The sequence below is a fragment of the Asaia platycodi JCM 25414 genome (assembly GCF_000614545.1).
GTDB lineage: Bacteria > Pseudomonadota > Alphaproteobacteria > Acetobacterales > Acetobacteraceae > Asaia > Asaia platycodi.
In genome coordinates, this window is record NZ_BAKW01000008.1 from 38,605 (window position 1) to 60,125 (window position 21,521).

The window sequence follows — 21,521 nt, forward strand, 5'->3', positions numbered from 1 at the left end:
GTGTTGACAGCCTCAGGCCTGACTGGCCTGAGGCTTTTTATTTTCAGGGTCTTGATTGAGCTTCGACTTAATATTTCAAGAAATGACGAAGCTCATATTTCGCCAATGACCATATAGTGGGAAAATATGCTCCGTTTTTTGAATGAGTTAAACAAGCTATTTTCACAAAGTCGTGTAAAAAATACAGACTTCCTTCGTTAACCAGCGGAAATACATGAAGAAATTTTCAAATGGGGCAAACTCAGTACCCTATTACCGACACGTTATGTTTGAACCGGGGGGATATCACGCGGTTTAACGTCGTGGATGTCGGCAATGGCGCCGGGCATTTCGAGGACAGTCCGTGTCTCACAGCAGAACCATTCTCACGCTCAATTCAGGCTCATCGAGCATCAAGTTTGCCTTGTTCGACGAGGCGGGCACGTCGGAGCGATTGCTTTCAGGTCTGGTAGAGTACCAGGCCGGGGGTGCCATCCTGACGTCACGCACCCCGGATGGTGTCAGCAAGCGTATGGTCATAGAATCTGGCGATAACCAGGGCGATGCTCATGGCCAGATGATTCGACATGTGCTCAATTTCGTCGAGAGCTTCGATAGTGGTTCCCGCATTGCCGCTGTGGGCCATCGGGTCGTGCATGGCGGGCCGAGCTTCGAAGGCCCTACCCGTGTCGATCAGGATGTGATCGGACAGCTCGAGGCGCTCATTCCGCTTGCGCCGCTGCACCAGCCGCCCAGCATCGCGCCGATGCGGCTTCTCATAGAGCAGAAACCCGAGCTGTTGCAGGTGGCGTGCTTCGACACGTCGTTTCATCACACCATACCGACGGTGCGGACGCGTCTCCCACTTCCGTCAGAACTGCTGGAAGGAGGGGCGCGGGTCTACGGATTTCATGGGCTCTCCTATGATTTCATCGCAAGCGAGCTTGAGGCGCGCTTTCCGAGTATCGCCCATAAGCGTGTCCTGGTTGCCCATATTGGCAATGGCGCCAGCCTATGTGCGCTCGTGCATGGTCGCAGCGTCGCGACGACGATGGGCCTGACGGTTCTCGATGGTCTGATGATGGGGACGCGCTGTGGAAGCATTGATCCGGGTGCCGTTCTCTATCTCCTTCAGCAGAAAAATCTGACCCCGAAAGAGGTTCAGGACACTCTCTACTACAAGTCTGGTTTACGCGGTGTTTCCGGGCTTTCGAGTGATATGCGCGTTCTGCGAGAGAACGACGCTGATGAAAATGTGCAACTCGCCCTCGATATGTTTGTCGAACGGTTTGTGCAGCAGGCAGGAGGCCTCATCGCGCAGATGGGTGGGGTCGATGCCATCGTCTTCACGGGGGGTATCGGTCAGCATGATGCCACTTTCCGCCGCGCTGTGTGTCAGAGGCTCAAATGGCTCGACGTGCAGCTCTGCGAAGACGCGAACCTTGCCGGCCGTCCTACGATCAGCCAACGATCGGGACGGGTCATGGTGCTGGTTGTTCCTGCGGATGAGGAAACAACAATCTTTCGCCAAACAAAAAGAATAATGGAAGGAAGTCACAACTCATGACCGAAAAAGGTCCGCTTTCCGCGTCGCAACTCGCCCTTTTCGATAAATGGTGGCACGCTGCAAATTATCTTTCGGTTGCCCAGATCTATCTTCTGGATAATCCGCTTCTGCGCGATCCGCTGAAGCTCGAGCATGTCAAGCCGCGCCTGCTCGGCCATTTCGGCACGACGCCGGGGCTGACGCTGCTCTATCTGCACCTCAACCGTATCATCAAGGAGCGTCAGAAGAGCGTGCTCTTCATCGCGGGGCCAGGCCATGGAGCGCCCGGCGTTGTCGCGGCGACCTATCTCGAAGGTACCTATAGCGAATATTTCCCGGAAATTTCGCAGGACGTCGAGGGCCTTGGCCGTCTGGTCAAGCAGTTCTCCTTCCCCGGCGGTATTCCGAGCCACGTGGCAGCGACCACTCCCGGTTCGATCCATGAGGGCGGAGAGCTTGGCTACTCTGTCTCCCATGCCTATGGCGCGGTGCTCGACAATCCTGATCTCATCGTTGCCTGTGTTGTGGGTGATGGTGAGGCCGAGACGGGGCCGCTTGCGACCTCGTGGCACAGCAACAAGTTCCTCGACCCGCGCAATGATGGCGCCGTTCTGCCGATCTTGCATCTGAACGGCTACAAGATCGCCAATCCGACGGTTCTGGCCCGTATTCCCGAGACCGAGCTGCTGGATCTGTTCCGTGGCTATGGCTACGAGCCGATCATCGTCAAGGGCAGCGACCCGGATGTCGTGCATCAGGCGATGGCGAAGGCCATGGACGAGTGCTTCGACAAGATCGCGGAAATCCAGAAGCGTGCGCGCTCCGAGAATACGGCCGAGCGTCCTACCTGGCCGATGATCATCATGCGCACCCCCAAGGGGTGGACCGGACCGAAGGAAGTGGACGGCCAGCGTTGCGAAGGCTACTGGCGCTCGCATCAGGTGCCGCTGACCGATCTCGAGAAGCCGGGCCATCTGAAGATCCTTGAAGACTGGATGCGTAGCTACAAGCCGGAGACGCTTTTCGACGAGAACGGTCGTCTCCACGCCGAAATCGCAGCGCTCGCCCCTGAAGGCACGTTGCGCATGAGCGACAATCCTCATGCCAATGGCGGTCAACTGCGCCGTCCGCTACGTATGCCGGATATCGAAGGTCATGCCCTGACCGTGCCGTCCCCCGGGGCCGTGCAGGGGGAGAGCACCCGCATTCTCGGCTCGTGGCTGCGCGATGTCATGCACATGAATCTTGAGAGCCGCAATTTTCGCGTGCTGTCGCCGGATGAGAACAACTCGAACCGTTTGAATGACGTGCTCGAAGTGACCAACCGCGCCTGGACTGCTGAGACGCGCTCTTACGACGATCATCTCGCACCCGATGGTATGGTGATGGAAATCCTCAGCGAGCATACCATTCAGGCTGGCTGGAAGGCTATCTGCTGACGGGTCGTCACGGGTTCTTCTCGTGCTACGAGGCCTTCGTCCATCTGGTGGACTCCATGGTCAACCAGCATGCGAAATGGATCAAATCGGCAAAAGAAGTTCAGTGGCGCCGCCCTATTGCCTCTCTCAACTATCTGCTGACCTCGCATGTCTGGCGTCAGGATCACAACGGTTTCAGCCATCAGGATCCGGGCTTCATGGATCATGTGGTGAACAAGAAGGCCGATATCGCCCGCGTGTATCTGCCGCCCGATGCCAACACGCTGCTGTATGTGGCCAAGCACTGCCTGGAGAGCTGGGATCGCATCAACGTCATTGTGGCGGGTAAGCAGCCCGAACATCAATGGCTAGATATCGATGCGGCCATCGCGCATTGCAGCCAGGGTATCGGCATCTGGCAATGGGCGAGCAACGACAAGGGCTTCGATCCCGACCTCGTGATTGCCTCTGCAGGTGACGTGCCAACCGTCGAGGCACTGGCGGCTGTTCAGCTTCTGCGTGAACACTCACCTGACCTCAAGGTGCGCTTTGTGAACGTGATCGATCTGATGACGTTGCAATCGCCGAGCGAGCATCCTCACGGACTGGACGATGTCATGTTCGACAATCTGTTCACCAAGGACAAGCCGGTTCTGTTTGCCTTCCATGGCTACCCGCAATTGGTGCATCGTCTGATCTATCGTCGCAGCAACCGTGCAAACTTCCATGTTCACGGGTTCCGAGAAGAAGGGACCACCACCACGCCGTTCGACATGACTGTGCGTAACAATCTCGACCGTTACCACATCATTCTGAACGCCGTGCGTCGTGTGCCGTCACTCTCGGGTCATGCGGCCTATGTCACGCAGATGATCAACGACAAGCTCGTCGAACATAAGCGCTACATCGCCCAGCATGGTCAGGACATGCCCGAGATCCTGAACTGGAAATGGCAGGGGAACAGGGGCTGATGTCGGAACCGGTTCAACTCGTCCTCGCCGATGTGGACGGTACGCTGGTGACGCGGGACAAGATCCTGACACCGCGAGCCATCCGCGCCGTTCATGCCCTGAAAGAAAAGGGTATACGGTTTGCCATCACGAGCGGGCGCCCCCCTCGCGGCATGGCGATGCTGATTGAACCTTTGGCGATCGATCTGCCGATCGCCGGTTTCAATGGTGGCGTTCTGGTTCACCCGGACTGGAGCGTCATCGACACCAAGCGGCTCACCCATGCCCAGGTGAACACGGTTCTCGGGATCATTCGTGATCATGGGGCCGACCCCTGGATCTACACCAGCCATGACTGGTTTGTGGGTGACTGGGATGCTCCCCATGTTTCCCGCGAGGAATGGACTGTGAAATTCGCTCCACGCGTCGATGATGTCTCACGGCATCTCGACGATGTGGTCAAGATCACCGGGGTCAGCGACGATCTCGATCTCATGAAGAAGCTCGAACGCGATTTGCAGGCAGCTCTGGGTAAAACGGCCTCTGCGGCCTGCTCTCAGCCTTATTATGTAGACGTCACCAATCGTGACGCCAATAAAGGCGGGGTCGTCACAACGCTTGAGACCCTGCTCGATATTCCTGCATCGGCGATGGTGACAATGGGCGATCAGCCCAACGACATGCTGATGTTTGCAAAAAGCGGCATGTCGATCGCCATGGGGCAGGCCAATGATACAGTGAAGGCCGCAGCAACCCATGTCACCACCTCCTGTGAGGAAGAGGGATTTGCTATCGGCCTTGAACGCTACGTGCTCGGAGGCGTTACCGCCTGATCTGTCTAACGGATCAGGATAACGCCCAATGATCGATCTCTATTATTGGCCGACGCCCAATGGCCATAAGATTACCCTGTTTCTCGAAGAAGCAGGGCTCGAGTACCGGATCATTCCGGTTGATATCAGCAAGGGCGACCAGTTCAAGCCCGAATTCCTAAGAATATCCCCCAATAACAAGATGCCAGCCATCGTCGATCACACTCCGGCGGACGATGGCGCGCCTTTGAGCGTTTTTGAGTCGGGCGAAATCCTGCTTTACCTTGCAGAAAAGACGGGGCTGTTCCTCTCTAATGACCCTCGCAAGAAGATTGCGACGCTTGAATGGCTGTTCTGGCAGATGGGCGGTTTCGGTCCAATGCTCGGACAGAACCATCATTTCTCGCTCTATGCCCCAGAGAAAATTCCATACGCAATCAAGCGTTATCAGGATGAGACCAGACGCCTCTACGAGGTGCTGGAGACCCGTCTGCAAGCGCATCCTTTCGTCAGCGGTGATGAGTATGGAATTGCGGATATGGCGACCTACCCCTGGACCCGCACGTGGAAAGAGCAGGGGATCGATATCGACTCATTCCCCGCTATCAAGGCATGGCGAGAGGCCATAGAGGCCCGCCCTGCAACACAGCGTGCCCACGCCAAGGCGCAGGAAGCGAGACGCTGAAACATCGCGGCCTGATATGAAGAAAACTGACCCGGCATCTCTGATCAGGCGATGCCTCTCGCATTCGCGCGTCCTCACCATGTTAGATGCGAGCAGCGCGTGGCTTTGGTGGGCGGCGCGTGTGGAGCAGCCACGATCTTCCAGATCGGAATCTGAAAATTGAGCTGGATCGTCTGTCCTCAAACGGTGCCTAATCTGATGAGCGTCGCCCACCATGTGCATCTACGCCGGGGTGTGTCAGCGAGGGGCTGAAGTTTCCCCCCCCCTTATTGGGGAGGGGAAAAGGTGCGACTTGCCGTCTTACCAGACGGTGAAGCCACCATCGACGCTGACGATCGAGCCGGTCATGAGGCTGGCGGCGTCTGAGGCCAGGAACTGCACGACAGAAGCCACTTCTTCCGGCTGGCCCACGCGGCCCATCGGCGTGCCGTCGATCCAGCGATCGTAGAGCGCGGGCTTCTGCATACCGAAGCGCGTCAGTGTGGTCTCGATATAGGTCGGTGCCACGGCGTTGGCGCGAATACCATGTTGTGCCCACTCAGCCGCGATCGACCGGATATACTGATGCACACCAGCCTTGGAGGCGTTGTAGGCTGCCTGTTCCTGCGGACGGTTCACGATCAGACCCGACATAGAGCCAATGGCGACGATCGAGCCACTTTTCTGCTTGATCATGACCTTGCCAACGGCCTGACAGCAGCGGAACACACCATTCAGGTTGACATTGATCTGCTTGAGCCATTGGTCTTCGGTCATGTCCTCGGCCTTGACCTCCGAGATGCACATGCCAGCGTTGGCCACCATGATGTCGAGCTTGCCGTGCTTTGCGACGATGGTGTCGACCGCCTGCGTAACACTGGCTTCCGACGTGACATCCATCGCCACACTGCAGGCCTTCAGGCCTGATCTGTCAGGCTCTTGGCCGATTCAGCGGCCTTGGCGCCGTCGAGATCGGCAATGACCACATGGGCGCCGGCTTCCGCCAGAGCAGTCGCGCAGCACAGACCGATATTCTGGGCGCCACCGGTGATGACAGCGGTACGTCCGTCGAGGCGCAGTTTTTCCATATACATAGGAAGAGACTTTCTTGTTAACCGGCGAGACGGTGGCGCATGAGCTTTGTCAGCGCCATCCCTCTTGCGTCGAAGAGATGACAATTTTCGGAGAGCAGGCGCAGGCGCACGGAGCTGTCTACTTCGCCACCATGATCGCCGTCGGTCTGCACGATAATCAGCGCTCCATCGGGCATTGCGACATGCAAGAGCGTCAGGGCGCCGAGGCGTTCGACCATGCGGATGGTGCCTTCGATCTGTCCGTTCGGATCGAGAACGATATGCTCGGGCCGCACTCCGAGCGTCATCGCCTCTGCCGAGGCACTCTCGCCCGGCAGGACCGGAACGACGACAGGGTCGCCATGGTCGAGGGCCACAGCAATGCCTTCTCCGCTGACGGCGCGTACGGTCACGGGCAGGAAATTCATCGGGGGCGACCCGATGAAGCGGGCAACGAAAAGGTTACGCGGATGGTGGTAGAGCTCAAGTGGCGAACCGACCTGTTCGACCACACCTTTTTGCAGGACCACGATCTTGTCAGCCATGGTCATGGCCTCAACCTGATCATGCGTGACATAGATGGTCGTCGCCTTCAGGCGGCGGTGCAGCGTGGCGAGTTCGACGCGCATCTGGCCGCGTAGGGCTGCATCGAGATTCGATAGCGGCTCGTCAAACAGAAACACCTTGGGGTTGCGTACAATGGCGCGCCCGATCGCCACGCGCTGTCTCTGGCCGCCAGAGAGCTGCCCGGGTTTGTGCTTGAGATAGGAATCGAGCTGAAGCGTTTTAGCGACATCGGTAATCTTTTGGCGTCGCTCGGCCTCGGGCATTCCAGCCAGTTTCAGGCCGAATTCCATGTTCTGATAGACATTCATATGCGGGTAAAGCGCATAGGACTGGAAGACCATGGCGAGGCCACGCTTGGCGGGCTCGACGTCATTGACGCGTTTGCCGTCGATAATCAGATCGCCGCCCGAGATTTCCTCCAGACCAGCAATCATACGCAGTAGGGTCGACTTGCCGCAGCCTGAGGGGCCGACGAAAACGACGAATTCCTCATCATTGATGTCGAGCGAAACGCCCTTGATGATTTCTTCCGCGTGATAGGTCTTGCGGATATCGCGCAGTTCAACTTTGGCCATGGGTCACTCCAGGAGAGCGTGAGAGGCAGACAATAGGGGTCATTTCACGGCGCCGAAGGTCAGGCCACGCACGAGCTGCTTCTGACTGAACCAGCCGAAAACGAGGATCGGTGCGACAGCAAGGGTCGACGCAGCAGAGAGCTTGGCGAAGAACAGCCCCTCAGGCGACGAGAAGGAGGCGATGAAACTCGCCAGCGGCGCCGCGTTGGATGAGGTCAGGTTGAGTGACCAGAAAGCCTCGTTCCAGGATAGGATGAGCGAGAGCAAGGCGGTGGACGCTATGCCGGGCAGGGCAAGGGGCAAGAGCACCACGCTGATTTCCTGCCAGCGATTGGCGCCGTCCATCCGGCCGGCCTCAAGGATCGGCACCGGTACTTCCTTGAAGAAAGTATAGAGCATCCAGACGATAATCGGCAGATTGGTCAGGAGGTTGATGATGGCCAGACCGATAACCGTATCGAGCAGACCCGTCGATTTGGCGATCAGATAGACCGGTACCAGAACGCCAACCGGCGGCAGCATGCGGGTAGAGAGCATCCAGAGCAGCGTGCCGCGCGTGCGCTTGCCCGGGTAAAACGCCATGGAGTAGGCGGCCGGAACGCCAAGGAGCAACGCGCCACCCGTGGCGAGCACCGACATGAACACGGTGTTGAACGTGAAGTGCCAGTAATTTTCCTGGGCAAAAACGTCGTGATAGCTCTGCAATGTCGGGTGAAAAATAAGGTGCGGGGGTGTCGAGATCGCATCCATCTCGCTCTTGAAGCCCGTCAGCAACATCCAGAAGATTGGAAAGAAGATCCACACCGCCACTGCCCAGCCGATGAGGCCGAGGGCGATTTTGGGCAGGCGTTTCGTTTTGCTTGCCATGATCTCATGCCTCCAGATTGCGGGCGACCGCACGAACGAGGAAGGCCGCGATGATGTTGGCGATGATGATCGCAATCACGCCGCCAGCCGATGCACCGCCGATATCGAACTGCTGCAATGCGCGTGAGAAGATCAGGAAGGCGAGATTGGTCGAGGCAACGCCAGGACCACCGGAGGTCGTGACCGAGATTTCGGCAAACACAGTCAGGAGATAGATCGTCTCGATCATGATCACGACTGTAATCGCGCGGCTTAGATGCGGCAGGATGATATAGCGAAACCGGGCAATCGATCCGGCACCATCCATGCGCGCTGCCTCTTTCTGCTCATGATCGAGTGACTGCACGGCAGTCAGAAGAATGAGCACGGCAAAGGGAAGCCATTCCCATGCGACAATCATCATGACCGTCTGCATCGGGTAATGGGCGAGCCAGTCTATGGGTTGAAGCCCGACAGCCCGCATCATGGCGCTATACACCCCGTATATCGGGTGCAGCATCAGGTTCTTCCAGAGAAGGGCCGAGACGGTTGGCATGACAAAGAACGGCGATATGACCAGTACGCGAGCGATGCCGCGCCCCCAGAAATCCTGATCGTAAAGGATCGCGAGCAGAATACCGCCCCCGACGCTGACGACCAGCACGCCCAGGACGAGCAGGACCGTATTGAGCAGAGCATAAAGAAAATCGGGGTCGGTCAGCAGATAGACATAATTGCTGAACCCCGCGAAACCCTTCAGCGTCGGGTCGACAAGGTTGTAGTTCTGGAACGAATACCAGAGTGTCAGGACGAGGGGCAGCAGAGACCAGATCAGTAGAATAATCACAGCGGGGGAGAGAAACGCTCCCGCACCTGATTTACGTTTCACCCGTTCCGGTGAGGCAATGACGGCTTCCATAGGCGAGCTCCGCAGGCGGCTTGCCGCCTGTACTGGCTGTGAAGGAAAACACTGGTGCAAGAGAGGAACGCCTTTGACTGCAGGACGTCCCCGGCTTTTGGAGAGAGACGCTCAGGCAGAAAGCGCTTCACGCATCAGGGTACGATGACGCAGTTGCTCTTCATGCATCGACTGGAACACGGCAAATTTTGCTTCGTGATAGCGTTTCGTGCGCTCGTCCGGCGCGATCTCGGACCCGACACGCGCCATCTGCGACATTGCACTGCGCATGTCGTCATAGGCGCCGCCTGCAACAGCACCGAGAATGGCCGAGCCCAGTAGCACGGCGTCGGTCTCCTGCGGCAGCATGATGCGACAACCCGTGGCATTGGCATGTTCGCGCAGGAAGACGGGGTTCTTGGTGCCGCCCCCCGTCGCGAAAATAGTATCGATCGCGTAACCCTTTTCATTGAGGGCGCGGATGATATCGCGTGTGCCATAGGCCAGGGCCTGTATGGTGCCGAGATAGAGTTTGGCCAGATCGTCGATCGTCGCCGAGAGACTGAGTCCGCTTACCATGCCTTTGAGTGTCGGATCGGCATGAGGTGAACGGTTGCCATGAAAATCGGGCAACACATGAAACTCGGCCGTCAGCGTGCCCGGTAGGGTGTCTTTTTCAAGTTGGGCAAGACGCTCATTGAGCAATTCATAAACCGTCCGGCCCTCGGCTTTTGCCGTTTCCGCCAGGGCCGGACCCTGTGCATGGGTCGTGATCACGAAATCCACCAGCGAGCCGACCGCAGACTGGCCTGCTTCATTCAGCCACATGCCCGGCAGCATTGCCTCCGAATAGGGCCCCAGATGCCGTCGACATAACGGGCATCACGCGACACGGCCATGTGGCAGCTTGACGTGCCGCCAATCAAGGCGAGGCTGCGATCTAGCGCAGCGTCATCGAGCCTTTCGCCCGATGCGGCGCCGAGAACGCCGATCCCACCCGCATGGGCATCGATTGCGGAGACGCCGACGGGAATGCCGGCGTCGAGGCCGAGTTCCTGCGCTGCGAGCTCGCTCAGCCCATTACCGACGCTTCGCCCAGAGAGCGCACGGTGTCACCGATACGGCGATATTTTTCATCGACGAGCTCTTCGAGACCGATTGCCTTGAAATAGCTGTCGTCCCAACCCTTGTCATGGGCGAGATAGGTCCATTTGCACACGGTCGAGCAGCAACTGCGGGAGTCGGCGCCGGTAGCGCGCCAGGTCAGGTAATCTGGCAGATCGAAAAAATATCTGGCCCCGGAAAAGGTCTCTGGCATGTTGCGCTTGAGCCAGAGCAGCTTGGGTGTTTCCATTTCGGGCGAGATGGTCCCACCGACATAGCGCAGCACATCATACTGGCCCGCATTGATTTCGTCCGCCTCTTTCATGGCCCTATGATCGGCCCACAGGATTACGTCCTGCTCTGTCGCGCCTTTCGGATCGACGGAAAGGGGCTTGCCCTCGCGGTCGAGCACGACGAGCGAACAGGTCGCATCGAAACCGATGCCTCTAACGACGGAGGCCTTTCCGGCAAGCTCGCCCATGGCGGTGCGTACGCATTTGCAGATAGCGGCCCATATATCCGTGGAGGATTGCTGAATGAAATCAGCCTGAGGCCGCCAGGTCTGGGTTGCGATCACACAGGAAGCAAGCTTCTGCCCGGTCAGGGAAAACACACCGGCGCGCGCGCTGCCTGTCCCGACATCCACGCCAATCACAACTTCCATGGGAACTCATCCAAACTCTTACGAAGTTGTCATATTCCCACTCAGCTTCTGGGATGCAATTCACCAATGCGTGTGATCTGTCTCAATCTGTATGAGATATCGCACAAAAAAACCCGGCATCTTGGGATGCCGGGTTTCGAGGTCATCTTTCAGGAGCGGTGGATCAGAAATCCACACCTGCCTGCACGAAGACATTACGACCGATGAAAAGGTTGCCGTATTGGTAGACGTTCGTGTTGGTGGCGCCATCCACGACATAAGGGGGCTTCTTGTCGAACAGATTACGTACACCTGCCTGAAAGCTCCACCGGTTCAGCTGGTAGCCGAGGGTAATGTCATGCGAGAAGATGCCCGGCGTCTTGTAACGTCCTCCCGTAGCTTTTGTCAGGTCAACGGTCTGGTCGTTCCATACCATGCCGCCTGTATAGCTCATCATGTAGGTGAAGCTGAAAGCATCATGACGCCATGTCGCTGTCGTATAGTTACGGACGCGCGGCTGACCGGAGCCGTTGTTATAAAGCAGGCGACCGTCATAATTGTACCACTGACCGCCCGGTACATATTGTTGCTGATAGCTGATGAGCTGCTGAAAATTATTGCTCAGGCTCAGGCGATCATGGCGGGTGATGCGGAACGCATAATCCAGATCGAGATCGAGGCCACCTGTGCGCAGACCACCAAGGTTTTCATACAGTGCTGAGGCTGTCTGGATCTGGTTGTTCGGAGCACGAACAATGCTGTTGCAGTAATTCGTATTCCCGCCCGTGTAGCACTGATCGAGAAGATACTGCGTGCCGATCGCGCTGATCATATTCTTAACAGTATAATGCCAATATTCAGCAGAGAGCGAGAGACCTGGAATCCAATGCGGTGTGATGACCGTCCCAAAGGTATAGGTACGACCTGTTTCCGGTTTGAGAGCTGCATTGCCGCCCTGAAGGGTTGGCACCTGACCCTGGCTGACCATGGTGAAGTTCGCAGGAATACCTTGACGTGCACAGGTGGCGGCAACAGTTGCCGATGAGGCGCCGTAGCTTGCGACCTGCGAGCAAGGATCGTTTGCCGATTCATAGCTCAACTGCTGGCCACCGAACATCTGGTAGACGTTGGGCTGACGATATGACGTACCCAGTGTGCCGCGGAAGCGGATATCGCGATTGGGCGCCCAGTTGATTGCGACCTTCCAGTTCTTCGCGCCGCCGAACGTGTTGTAAGACGAGTAACGACCCTGTGCGTCGATCGTCAGATCCTTCGCAAGAAAGGCGTTTTTCAACAGGTTGAGCTTACCTTCCAGATAGCCTTCAGAGACGTTGAAGCCGCCACCCGAATAGGCCTGGGTGTTGGTGAGCGCGATACCCTGCTGAACCAGCGGGTCAGGGCTGTCGCTCACCTGCTCGCTGCGATGTTCCATGCCGAGGGCGATGCCGAGATCGCCGCCGTTTTTCCACGGCATGGAGACTACATGGTTGTTGTGGACACGGAAATTGGTATCGCGGAACTGGTACTGGATATTCTCGACGGTCGTGTAATTGGCGTAGTTTGCGCCCTGTTGTGACAGTCGGCCGAAGGGCGAGGACAATTCACAGCCAGCTGAGGCCTGACAGACCGAGGGGTCGTAGCTTAGTTTGCTGTCAGGGTTGCCGGGTTCGTCAACACTGAGGCCCCAGGCATTCAGCAGATTGGCATAATTACCGACATTGAGTGTACGGACCTGCTCGCGGTTTACACCATAGGTGTAGGATGCATCGTACATCCACCCCTTGTAGATCTCACCCTTGGCCCCAAACATGCCTGTCACCGTGTCGGAAGCCCGCTCGGTGCGGCGCGAGCCGAACTCACTCATACGACGATAGACCTGGGTTTCTTCGCCAAATGGATTGCCAGGATAATCACCAGGCACGTAGATTGAATTCGGCAGAGCACTGGGCGGAATGGAACCCGTAACAGGTACTGGCGCCAGGAAACTGTTCGTCGTGCGATGGCTGTATAATACGTTCGCGTACAAGGTGAGGTGCTTGTTGACGTCGTAGTGCGTGTCACCCGAGAGCGACGAATCCTGATAGTTGTTCGTCAGACTTTGATCGCGGTTGAACGCATAGCGATCACTCGCTGTGAATGGCACGACAGTCTTGCCATTATCATGGCTCGTGAACGACGACGCGCTGCTATCGGGGTAGAACCTACCTGAGGTCGGATAACCCGAGCCGAAGACTGGCTCTCCATTGGTGGGATTTGTCTGCGCCACGGGGTTTGCCCAAGAGCGATTGCGCTGCATCACGCCTGTTGAGGTCAGGTATTGGCCGAACAGGGTGATATTGCCCTTACCGTGGTCGAAGTTCCAGCCCTTGAAGGCCGAAAGCATACCCTCGGGCGCGTCGCCATATTGCGAGATGCTGCCACGCATGGTGACGTTGCCGGTGTTGATGTCGTGACGCATCTTGATGTTGATCACGCCCGAGACAGCATCGGCACCGTAAAGCTCGGAGCCACCGTCCTTCAGGATTTCGACGCTGGCGACCTGCTGGATCGGGATCGCGTTGAGGTCGACGCAGTTGGCGGCGCCATTGACCGTGGTGCGCTTGCCATCAACCAGCACAAGTACGCGGGACAGGCCGAGATTACGCAAATCGACGCAGGAAACACCACCGCCGCCATTGGTCACGGAATTGGTCGTGCCGCTCGACCCTACCGAGGGCAGGCGCATGAAGTAGTCACCCAGGTTATTGACGCCTGTCTGGGCGATCTGCTTGGCAGTGATGATCTGGACCGGGTTGGCGTTAGTGTTGTTCGACGTGCTGAGCGCCGAGCCAACGACCGTGATGCTCTCATTTCCCGCAGGGACCGGGCCCGAGAGGCTTTGCAAAGCACTGCGTCGCATGCGCACCGGCGTTGCAGCCGAAACCGCAGCGGGTGTTGAGCTCGCTACCGCGGCTTTCGTCGCTGCATGGGCGCTGCGCTTGGTGGCGGTCTTGTGTGCCGCCTTCTGCGTGGTGGTCGTGTTTGTGGTTGCCTGAGCCGTGACGCTCACGCCGGCAAGAATTGTCGCACCGAGCAGCAGCGAGGCATGGCGGAGGCGAATGCGGGAAATGGCCATTGGTCACTTTCGCGAAAAGAAATGATGGCGGAAGGAACGCCGAATTACCCCCGAGATGGCACAACGTGATCAAGGGTTTCAATAACGTAACGTGACGTCATTCATCGTAATTGTGACATTTTCATTGCGATGTGTTCCGCATGCAACAGGAAGTTGCATTGCCAATGTTATAAAAATTTAAAAACTTGCCTTTCGGGGGAATTTTATTGCGCGACCACTCTTGACCCCAAGATCACAGAAACTTTACAACGGCTCACTTCGCGAAATCGCGAGCAGAAACACAGCCCCTGGTGAGCCGCCATGTCTCTTCATCCCGTCGTTGCTTCCGTCACCGAGCGCATCATCGAGCGCTCCGCCGTGTCGCGGCGTCGTTACCTCGCCCTGATGGAGCGCAATCGTCAGAAGGGCATCTCACGCCCGCGTCTGGCCTGCGGCAATCTGGCCCATGCCCTTGCGGCTTCAGGAGAGGACAAAGCGCGTCTCATGCGCGGGGGAGGCGTCAATCTTGGCGTGATCACCAGCTATAACGACATGCTTTCCGCGCATCAGCCTTATGCGCGCTACCCCGATCAGATGAAGCTCTATGCCCGCGAACTCGGTGCGACGGTGCAGGTTGCGGGTGGTGTGCCCGCGATGTGCGATGGCGTCACGCAGGGGCAGGAGGGCATGGAGCTTTCGCTGCTGTCTCGCGACAATATCGCCATGGGCACAGCCATAGGTCTGAGTCACGGTATGTTCGAGGGCGTGGCGCTTCTGGGTATCTGCGACAAGATCGTGCCCGGTCTGCTCATGGGGGCTCTGCGCTTCGGGCATCTGCCTGCACTGCTTGTGCCTGCCGGACCGATGACCTCGGGCCTGCCCAATAAAGAGAAGCAGCGTGTTCGCCAGCTCTATGCCGAAGGCAAGGTGGATTCCAGTGCGCTGATGGAGGCGGAAGCTGCCTCCTATCACAGCGCGGGTACCTGCACTTTCTATGGCACGGCCAATACCAACCAGATGATGGTTGAATTGATGGGCTGATGCTGCCTGATTCCGCCTTCTGGAATCCGAACAGCCGTATCCGTCAGGCGCTCAATCGCAAGGCCGTTCACCGCCTTGTCGAGATTGCGCGACCCGGTGAGGATCATCGTCCTCTGGCCCAGCTTGTCGATGAGAAGGCGATCGTCAACGCCGCTGTCGGTCTACTCGCGACGGGTGGCTCGACCAACCACGCTATTCATCTTCCGGCGATTGCGCGCGCTGCGGGCATCTGCATCGACTGGAGCGATCTCGACACGCTCTCTGGTGCAGTGCCGCTGCTGACCCGAGCCTATCCCAATGGTTCGGCTGACGTGAATGCCATGCAGGAGGCCGGCGGGCTGCCGACCCTCATCGCTGCGCTCTGCGATGGTGGCATGCTGCATCAGGATATCATGACCGTGTCCAAGGGCGCTTCGCCGATTACGCGTGCCGCGTCCGTCTTGAAGGTGAGGCCCTGCTTTACAGCGCTGCGCGAGCTTCTGCCGATCGTGGCGTGCTGCGCGACACGAAAGATCCGTTCCGCAAGGATGGCGGCATGCGTCTCGTTCAGGGGTCGCTGGGGAGAGGTATCTACAAGACCAGCGCCGTTGATGACGATCGTCAGACGATCGAAGCACCCGCTGCCGTGTTCCACACGCAGGAAGACGTCATCACCGCCTTCAAGGCCGGAAAGCTCAACCGCGATGTGATTGTGGTCGTTCGTTTTCAGGGGCCAGACGCCAATGGCATGCCCGAGCTGCATCGTCTGACGCCCACGCTCGCCGTATTGCAGGACAAGGGCTACCGTGTGGCGCTGCTGACCGATGGTCGCATGTCTGGGGCAAGCGGCAAGGTGCCTGCGGCCATTCATATCTGCCCCGAAGCGCAGTCAGGCGGGCCAATTGCCTGCATTGAGGATGGCGACATCCTGCGCATCTGTGCCCGCCGTGGCGAGATTGAGGCGCTGGTCGATCCTGCGATATGGGAGGCGCGCAAGCCCGCACAGCCGCCTCTGGGCGGGGCAGGCACGGGGCGCGAGCTGTTCACCCTCATGCGCAGCCGTTCCGACAGCGCGGAAAAGGGCGGCTCGGCGATGCTCGCCGCCATGGAAGACGTGATGGATAGTCACGGTGCAGAACTCGATAAGGAAGATATGCATGCTCGACACGACAATGCTGGACGCGTGATGACCAAATGTCCGGTCATTCCGGTTCTGGTCATTCCGGATCTGTCACTGGCGCGCCCGATCGCACAGGCGCTGGTCGCGGGCGGGTTGACCACGCTTGAAGTGACCTTGCGCACAGAATGTGCGCTCGAGGCCATTCGCGAGATGTCGAAAGTAGAAGGCGCTCATGTCGGCGCCGGAACCGTGCTGAATGGTGACGATCTGTCTCGTGCCGTCGATGCCGGTGCGCAGTTCATTGTCAGCCCCGGCCTGACGTCCGAGGTTGCCGCCGCAGCACAGCGCCATGATGTGCCCCTTCTGCCGGGTGTCGCCAATGCGGGTGACATCATGCGTGGCCTCGATCTGGGGCTGAGTCGCTTCAAGTTCTTCCCTGCCATGGCTAATGGCGGATTGCCTGCCTGAAGGCGCTGGCCTCTGTTTTTGGCAAGGCGCGCTTCTGTCCGACAGGCGGTATCAGCGAGGATAATGCCGCCGAATGGCTAGCTGAGCCTGCTGTGAGCTGTGTCGGCGGCTCATGGCTGACGAGCGGACCGTTCGACGCGGGGGCAATCGAGTCGCGTGCTCATCGCGCTTCCTCGCTCGGGCGCTAGAACACAACTTGGTGTGTGTCATGCGCGAGATCTCTGTCTTCCGCGTGACATCATCCACAGCCTGACTCATCGGGCAGAATTCGGGCTTCGCGTATCGGCAGGCCGAAGACACGCTGAGGCTCGCCTGACATTCATGGCAGGATTTTCGCGGCGCTAATTTAAGTTTTAGTGTCCACCCGATTGCAAGTTCGCTTTGAATCGCGGAATAGACCGCTATGTGTCCAAGAAGTGCCCTCGCGAAAAACCATGGTGGTGCTGCGCGCCCATGACCAAACAGGGGCGCTCCTATTTCGGTCTGGCTGGCGTTATCGTTCTGGCGATGACGACCGAGCTGAACGAGCAGGTTTCGTCACAGTCGTTACCCGATATTCTTGGCGGCCTCGGCCTGAGCACGATGCCGGTACGTGGTTCAACAGTCTGTATCTTTCAGCAGAGATTTTCGGCATGTCGCTTGCGCCCTGGCTGGCGCTGACTTTTGTTGTGCGGCGATTTGCGATCTGCGTTGCCTTGACTGCGAGCCTCTCTGCCTCGCTCATTCCTTTCACCGATAATCTGACGCTGCTCTACGGGCTGCGTATCGTTGAGGGTCTCGCCGGGGGCTTTGCCATTCCTCTTGTGCTGATGATTGCACTGCGCGTTCTGGCGCCGCCGATCCGGCTATACGGGCTTGCGGCTTATTCGCTGACGGCTACGTTTTTTCCGAATCTGAGTACGGCTCTCGCTGGCCTCTGGACAGATCTGGTCGATTGGCGCTTCGTGTTCTGGCAGGCTGTGCCGTTCGGAAGTCTGGCCATTTCGTTGCTCTGGTATGGGCTTCCAGCTGAAAGACCGAACTACAAGCGCTTCAGTTATTTCGACTGGAAAGGCGCGCTCCTTATCCTGTTCGGCTTCGGATCGTTTTCGACCATGCTGCAGCAGGGCGACCGTTTCGACTGGTTCAATTCACCCGCGATCTGCGTGTTGGCGCTCGTCGCTCTGATCTGCCTGCCATTGCTGGTTTACAATGAATGGAACCAGCATACGCCGCTTTTCCGCTTCCAGCTTCTGAGCAGACGGAATTTTGCCTATGGCGCTTCAACATTGCTGATTTTTCTGGTGGTCTCGCTCGCTTCATCGACGCTGCCAGCGAGCTTCCTGCAGGAGGTGGCCGGTTATCGGCCGGAGCAGATCTATCTCGTGACGCTCGAGATAGCCTGTATCCAATTGATCATGCTGCCTCTGATGGCCTTGGTGCTCAACAGTAAAGCTGTCGATAGCCGTATCGTCAGTCTGCTCGGTATGATGCTGATCCTCATGGCCTGTGCGGGGGACAGCTTCATGACGGTCGGGTGGAACCGCAACGAGTTCTATCTCTGGCAGATCTTCATGGGGGCAGGTGAGGCCATGATTGTCATGCCCCTGCTGATGATGTCGACAAATTCGCTCGTCCCTGCGGAAGGTCCGTTTGCTGCGGCGATGGTGAACACGCCGCGTGCTGTTGCACAGGCTATCGGCATCTGGCTTCTGCAGCTTATTCATCGCTGGCGGGGTGGGTTGCATTCCAGTCGCCTGACCGACCGTATCGGTGTCGATCGCTATCGCACCTATCAGGCGAATGCGCTCCCGCTCCAGAAACCTGCACCTCTTTTGCCCGATGGGACGCCGCGCGCGGCAGACTCTCTTGTGACGTTCAAGTCGCAACTGGCGCATCAGACGACGGTTCTGGAATTATCCGACGCCTACATGATCATCGCGGCCATCACGGTTTGTCTGATGGTGTCGGTTCTCCTGTTGCCGCAACGTACTTTTCCTCCCCGTCTCATGTTCATAAAGAAACAGTCCTGACCCATGGCTTCTGACGATCAAGAAAGCGCCCCGGCAAAATGGCCGTTCGTCGTTACGGCTCTTGTCATCGTGGTGTTCTGCGGTGTCGTTCTGGCGATCATCTTCCTGCCGACCCGACACGTCTGGACGAATGACGCCTATGTCACGGCTCATTACGCCACTATCGCACCGCGTGTGCCGGGGCAGGTGGTCGAGGTGCTGGTGGATGACAACCAGAGCGTGAAGGCCGGGCAGGTTCTGGCACGGCTCGACCCGAGCGATTATGAGACGGCCCTTATGCGCAGCAAAGCGCAGCTTGTGCACGACGAAGCCCTCGTGAGCGATGCCCAGGCTTCGGTCGAACGTCAGCCAAGCATGATCGAGGAAAGCAAGGCAGAGGCGGCGCGTATCACGGCTCAGCTTGTCTATGCCCGTCAGAACGCACAGCGCTATCATAACCTGGCCCAGACAGGGGCAGGCTCCAATCAGGAGAAGCAGCTGACTGACGCTTCCATGAGGGAGATGGAAGCCAATCTTCGCAGCATGAATGCACGTATCGCGGCGGCGGAAGCGATATTCCCATTCTGCGCGCGCGGCACGAAGCGTCGCTCAAGACGCTCGAGATCGACCGGGCCATCATCAGGCAGGACGAACTCAATCTCTCCTATACCGAGATACGGGCACCTTTCGACGGTATGGTCGGTGAAAAGACAGTGCAGTCAGGCAATTATGTGGCTCCCGGCGCGGCCTTGATGGCTGTCGTGCCCATGGATCAGCTCTGGATCATGGCAAATTATCGCGAAATCGCTTTGCGCCACATGCGGCCCGGTCAGCATGCACGTATCCATGTAGACGCCTATGACATGGATCTGGACGGTATTGTCGACAGTATTCCTCCGGCTTCCGGCGCGGCCTTTGCGCCTATCGCACCAGAAAATGCCACGGGAAATTTCACCAAGATCGTGCAAAGATTGCCGGTGAAGATCATTGTCGCTCCCAATCAGCCTTTGGCCAAGCTGCTGCGCATGGGGTTCTCGGTCGAAACGAGTGTCGATACGCATCTCGAGAACGTGGTTGATGAGCAGCAGCATAGTGCGTCGGGGATCACGGCCCGATGAGGCGCTCTAGGCGTGTTACTGCGGCGTGGTTCGCGACGGCCCTGCTTGCAGGGTGCACGATGGGGCCCGATTTCAGGCGCCCCGATGTCATAGCGCCAACGCATTATGGACAGGAGCCTCAGGGGCTGGCAGGTGCGACCTATGGCGGCCCAGTCGACACAGCCTGGTGGAAGCTTTTCAACGACGCTGAACTCAACCGGTTGATCGAACGCCTTGCGGTGCAGAATATCGACCTGCAACGCGGTATGCAGCGCATTCAGGAAGCCCGGTCGCAGACGCGTATCGCCGCTGCGCAGGGCCTGCCCAATATGAGCTGGGCGGGTTCGTACACGCGCACACATCAGAGCGAAACGGGATTCATCTCTCTCGTGCAACCGAGAACGGGTGCGCCCAACGAATATGACTTCTTCCAGAACACGCTGGGCGCCTCATGGGATCTCGATCTTTTCGGGCAGATCAGGCGAGCGGTCGAGGCACAGCATGCCACGCAGGAAGCCGCGGTCGAGGCGCGGCATGGTCTTGCTCTAAGCACGCTGCAACGCTCGTCACCTCCTATATGCAGCTCAGAGGCGTGCAGGACCAACTTGCTATTACTGAACGCCATCTGGCAGTGGCCGACCATGATGTGGCGCTTGTCGCTCCCGCTTCGGCAATGGTGCTGCAACTACGCTTGACCTGGCGCAGGCGCGCACCGAACAGGCCAACACGGCATCGGCCCTGCCTACTCTGCGCAATTCCGAGAGCGCGTTGATCAATGCCATCGGGTTATTGCTCGATGAGCCGCCGCGCAGTCTCGCTATCGAGCTGGCGCGCCGTGATGGCACGATGCCGATTGTCGTCCCGGCAGCCCCTATCGGGCTCCCCTCGGCGCTTGCGCGCAGGCGTCCCGATATCCGCGAGGCCGAGGCACGCCTTCATGCAGCCACTGCCGGGGTTGGGGTGGCGATTGCAGCGTTCTATCCTGACATCACCCTGACCGGACAGATGGGCACCCAGACTCTTTCAGCGGCCAATTTCTTTTCGCTTCCGTCTCGCCAGTTTGCCACTGGTCCAACGCTCTCCGTACCGCTTTTTGAAGGGGGGCGCCTGCGCGGAACGCTGGCCCTCAGGAAAGCCGAGCAGAAAGACGCGGCACTGGCTTTCCATCAGACGGTCATGACAGCGTGGAACGAGGTGGACAACGCCTTGACGGCTTATGCGCAGGCCCAGAAGCGCCTGATCCAGACCGAAATAGCCTGGCAGGAAAGCCGGAATGCTGTCGCGATTGCCCAGCAGCAATATCGTGAGGGCGCCGTTGACTTTCTTCAGGTGGATATGGCCGAGAGCACGGCGCTGGAAGCCGAAGCAAATTTCTCCGCCAATCGCATTCAGATAGCGACGTCTTTCGTTTCGCTCTACCGGGCACTCGGTGGTGGCTGGGAATACCCCGCGTTCACAGAGAAAAATTCTTTAAAACCAACTGGATAAAGCGATCCTCTCTTATGAAATGGGAATTCTGCTTCCCTTGGGTAATATCTTAGAATTCCATTTCAATTATTTGTTTTTAAACGATTATACTATTTCAGGCGAAGTCTGTCCGGGCATAACCACGCTCGGGAGAACTCAGACATAGAATCAAAGGGATAGACGAGAGAG

12 protein-coding genes and 6 pseudogenes are annotated in these 21,521 nt (G+C 58.0%); 12 read left to right on the plus strand and 6 right to left on the minus strand.

Going from position 1 to position 21,521, the window contains the following annotated elements:
• Positions 1 to 343: 343 nt before the first annotated feature.
• From JCM25414_RS07990 to JCM25414_RS08005, 4 genes and pseudogenes are all read left to right on the plus strand, one after another.
• Positions 344 to 1,546: an acetate/propionate family kinase gene (locus JCM25414_RS07990; RefSeq protein WP_025841289.1), complete on the plus strand. Its 1,203-nt coding sequence runs from the start codon at positions 344 to 346 to the stop codon at positions 1,544 to 1,546.
• Positions 1,543 to 3,914, plus strand: a pseudogene (locus JCM25414_RS18385) (phosphoketolase family protein). Before JCM25414_RS07990 ends, JCM25414_RS18385 begins: the two are co-directional and overlap by 4 nt.
• A complete protein-coding gene (locus JCM25414_RS08000; protein ID WP_025841290.1) occupies positions 3,914 to 4,726 on the plus strand; it encodes a Cof-type HAD-IIB family hydrolase in 813 nt (270 codons plus the stop codon). Before JCM25414_RS18385 ends, JCM25414_RS08000 begins: the two are co-directional and overlap by 1 nt.
• Before the next feature lie 28 nt (positions 4,727 to 4,754).
• Positions 4,755 to 5,390 (plus strand): glutathione binding-like protein, encoded by a 636-nt coding sequence (locus tag JCM25414_RS08005; RefSeq protein WP_025841291.1) that lies wholly within the window; start codon positions 4,755 to 4,757, stop codon positions 5,388 to 5,390.
• 300 nt (positions 5,391 to 5,690) lie between these two features.
• On the opposite strand, the pseudogene JCM25414_RS18390 reads toward JCM25414_RS08005, so the two are convergent.
• The 6 genes and pseudogenes from JCM25414_RS18390 to JCM25414_RS08035 all read right to left on the minus strand — a co-directional run bounded on the left by JCM25414_RS18390 (position 5,691) and on the right by JCM25414_RS08035 (position 14,190).
• Positions 5,691 to 6,463, minus strand: a pseudogene (locus tag JCM25414_RS18390) (SDR family NAD(P)-dependent oxidoreductase).
• Positions 6,464 to 6,480: 17 nt separating this feature from the next.
• Entirely contained in the window at positions 6,481 to 7,584 is a 1,104-nt protein-coding gene (locus JCM25414_RS08015) for an ABC transporter ATP-binding protein (RefSeq protein WP_025841292.1), read from the minus strand.
• A 39-nt stretch (positions 7,585 to 7,623) separates the two neighbouring features.
• Entirely contained in the window at positions 7,624 to 8,451 is an 828-nt protein-coding gene (locus tag JCM25414_RS08020) for a carbohydrate ABC transporter permease (protein ID WP_025841293.1), read from the minus strand.
• Between the two features lie 4 nt (positions 8,452 to 8,455).
• Positions 8,456 to 9,349 (minus strand): carbohydrate ABC transporter permease, encoded by an 894-nt coding sequence (locus tag JCM25414_RS08025; protein WP_025841294.1) that lies wholly within the window; start codon positions 9,347 to 9,349, stop codon positions 8,456 to 8,458.
• A 111-nt stretch (positions 9,350 to 9,460) separates the two neighbouring features.
• A pseudogene (locus tag JCM25414_RS18395) lies at positions 9,461 to 11,096 on the minus strand (FGGY-family carbohydrate kinase).
• Positions 11,097 to 11,259: 163 nt separating this feature from the next.
• Positions 11,260 to 14,190: a TonB-dependent receptor domain-containing protein gene (locus tag JCM25414_RS08035; protein WP_051535769.1), complete on the minus strand. Its 2,931-nt coding sequence runs from the start codon at positions 14,188 to 14,190 to the stop codon at positions 11,260 to 11,262.
• A 300-nt stretch (positions 14,191 to 14,490) separates the two neighbouring features.
• Here JCM25414_RS08035 and edd point away from each other — a divergent pair.
• The 8 genes and pseudogenes from edd to JCM25414_RS24855 all read left to right on the plus strand — a co-directional run.
• Positions 14,491 to 16,321 (plus strand): annotated as a pseudogene (edd, locus tag JCM25414_RS18400) (phosphogluconate dehydratase); the annotation flags it as partial.
• A gap of 25 nt (positions 16,322 to 16,346) precedes the next feature.
• Positions 16,347 to 16,965, plus strand: a pseudogene (locus tag JCM25414_RS18405) (bifunctional 4-hydroxy-2-oxoglutarate aldolase/2-dehydro-3-deoxy-phosphogluconate aldolase).
• Positions 16,966 to 17,230: 265 nt separating this feature from the next.
• Entirely contained in the window at positions 17,231 to 17,437 is a 207-nt protein-coding gene (locus JCM25414_RS24840; RefSeq protein ID WP_051535770.1) for a hypothetical protein, read from the plus strand.
• On the plus strand, positions 17,410 to 18,789 hold the full coding sequence (locus JCM25414_RS18410) for an MFS transporter (RefSeq protein WP_051535771.1): 1,380 nt from the start codon (positions 17,410 to 17,412) through the stop codon (positions 18,787 to 18,789). Before JCM25414_RS24840 ends, JCM25414_RS18410 begins: the two co-directional genes overlap by 28 nt.
• A 3-nt stretch (positions 18,790 to 18,792) precedes the next feature.
• Positions 18,793 to 18,999 (plus strand): annotated as a pseudogene (locus JCM25414_RS27010) (HlyD family secretion protein); the annotation flags it as partial.
• A 392-nt stretch (positions 19,000 to 19,391) separates the two neighbouring features.
• A complete protein-coding gene (locus JCM25414_RS24845) occupies positions 19,392 to 19,886 on the plus strand; it encodes an efflux RND transporter periplasmic adaptor subunit (protein ID WP_408734881.1) in 495 nt (164 codons plus the stop codon).
• Positions 19,883 to 20,560 carry a TolC family protein gene (locus JCM25414_RS24850; protein WP_242403440.1) on the plus strand — a complete coding sequence of 226 codons (678 nt, stop codon included), beginning with the start codon at positions 19,883 to 19,885 and terminating at the stop codon, positions 20,558 to 20,560. The genes JCM25414_RS24845 and JCM25414_RS24850 overlap by 4 nt, the downstream gene beginning before the upstream one ends.
• 73 nt (positions 20,561 to 20,633) lie before the next feature.
• Positions 20,634 to 21,353 (plus strand): TolC family protein, encoded by a 720-nt coding sequence (locus tag JCM25414_RS24855; protein WP_242403441.1) that lies wholly within the window; start codon positions 20,634 to 20,636, stop codon positions 21,351 to 21,353.
• The last annotated feature ends 168 nt before the right edge of the window (positions 21,354 to 21,521 follow it).

Coding starts and splice junctions, on each gene's coding strand:
- JCM25414_RS08015 (WP_025841292.1), bottom strand. CDS start 7,584: ATGGCCAAAGTTGAACTGCGCGATATCCGCAAGACCTATCACGCGGAA.
- JCM25414_RS08025 (WP_025841294.1), bottom strand. CDS start 9,349: ATGGAAGCCGTCATTGCCTCACCGGAACGGGTGAAACGTAAATCAGGT.
- JCM25414_RS18410 (WP_051535771.1), top strand. CDS start 17,410: ATGTCGCTTGCGCCCTGGCTGGCGCTGACTTTTGTTGTGCGGCGATTT.
- JCM25414_RS08020 (WP_025841293.1), bottom strand. CDS start 8,451: ATGGCAAGCAAAACGAAACGCCTGCCCAAAATCGCCCTCGGCCTCATC.
- JCM25414_RS24840 (WP_051535770.1), top strand. CDS start 17,231: ATGACCAAACAGGGGCGCTCCTATTTCGGTCTGGCTGGCGTTATCGTT.
- JCM25414_RS08000 (WP_025841290.1), top strand. CDS start 3,914: ATGTCGGAACCGGTTCAACTCGTCCTCGCCGATGTGGACGGTACGCTG.
- JCM25414_RS08035 (WP_051535769.1), bottom strand. CDS start 14,190: ATGGCCATTTCCCGCATTCGCCTCCGCCATGCCTCGCTGCTGCTCGGT.
- JCM25414_RS24850 (WP_242403440.1), top strand. CDS start 19,883: ATGAGGCGCTCTAGGCGTGTTACTGCGGCGTGGTTCGCGACGGCCCTG.
- JCM25414_RS08005 (WP_025841291.1), top strand. CDS start 4,755: ATGATCGATCTCTATTATTGGCCGACGCCCAATGGCCATAAGATTACC.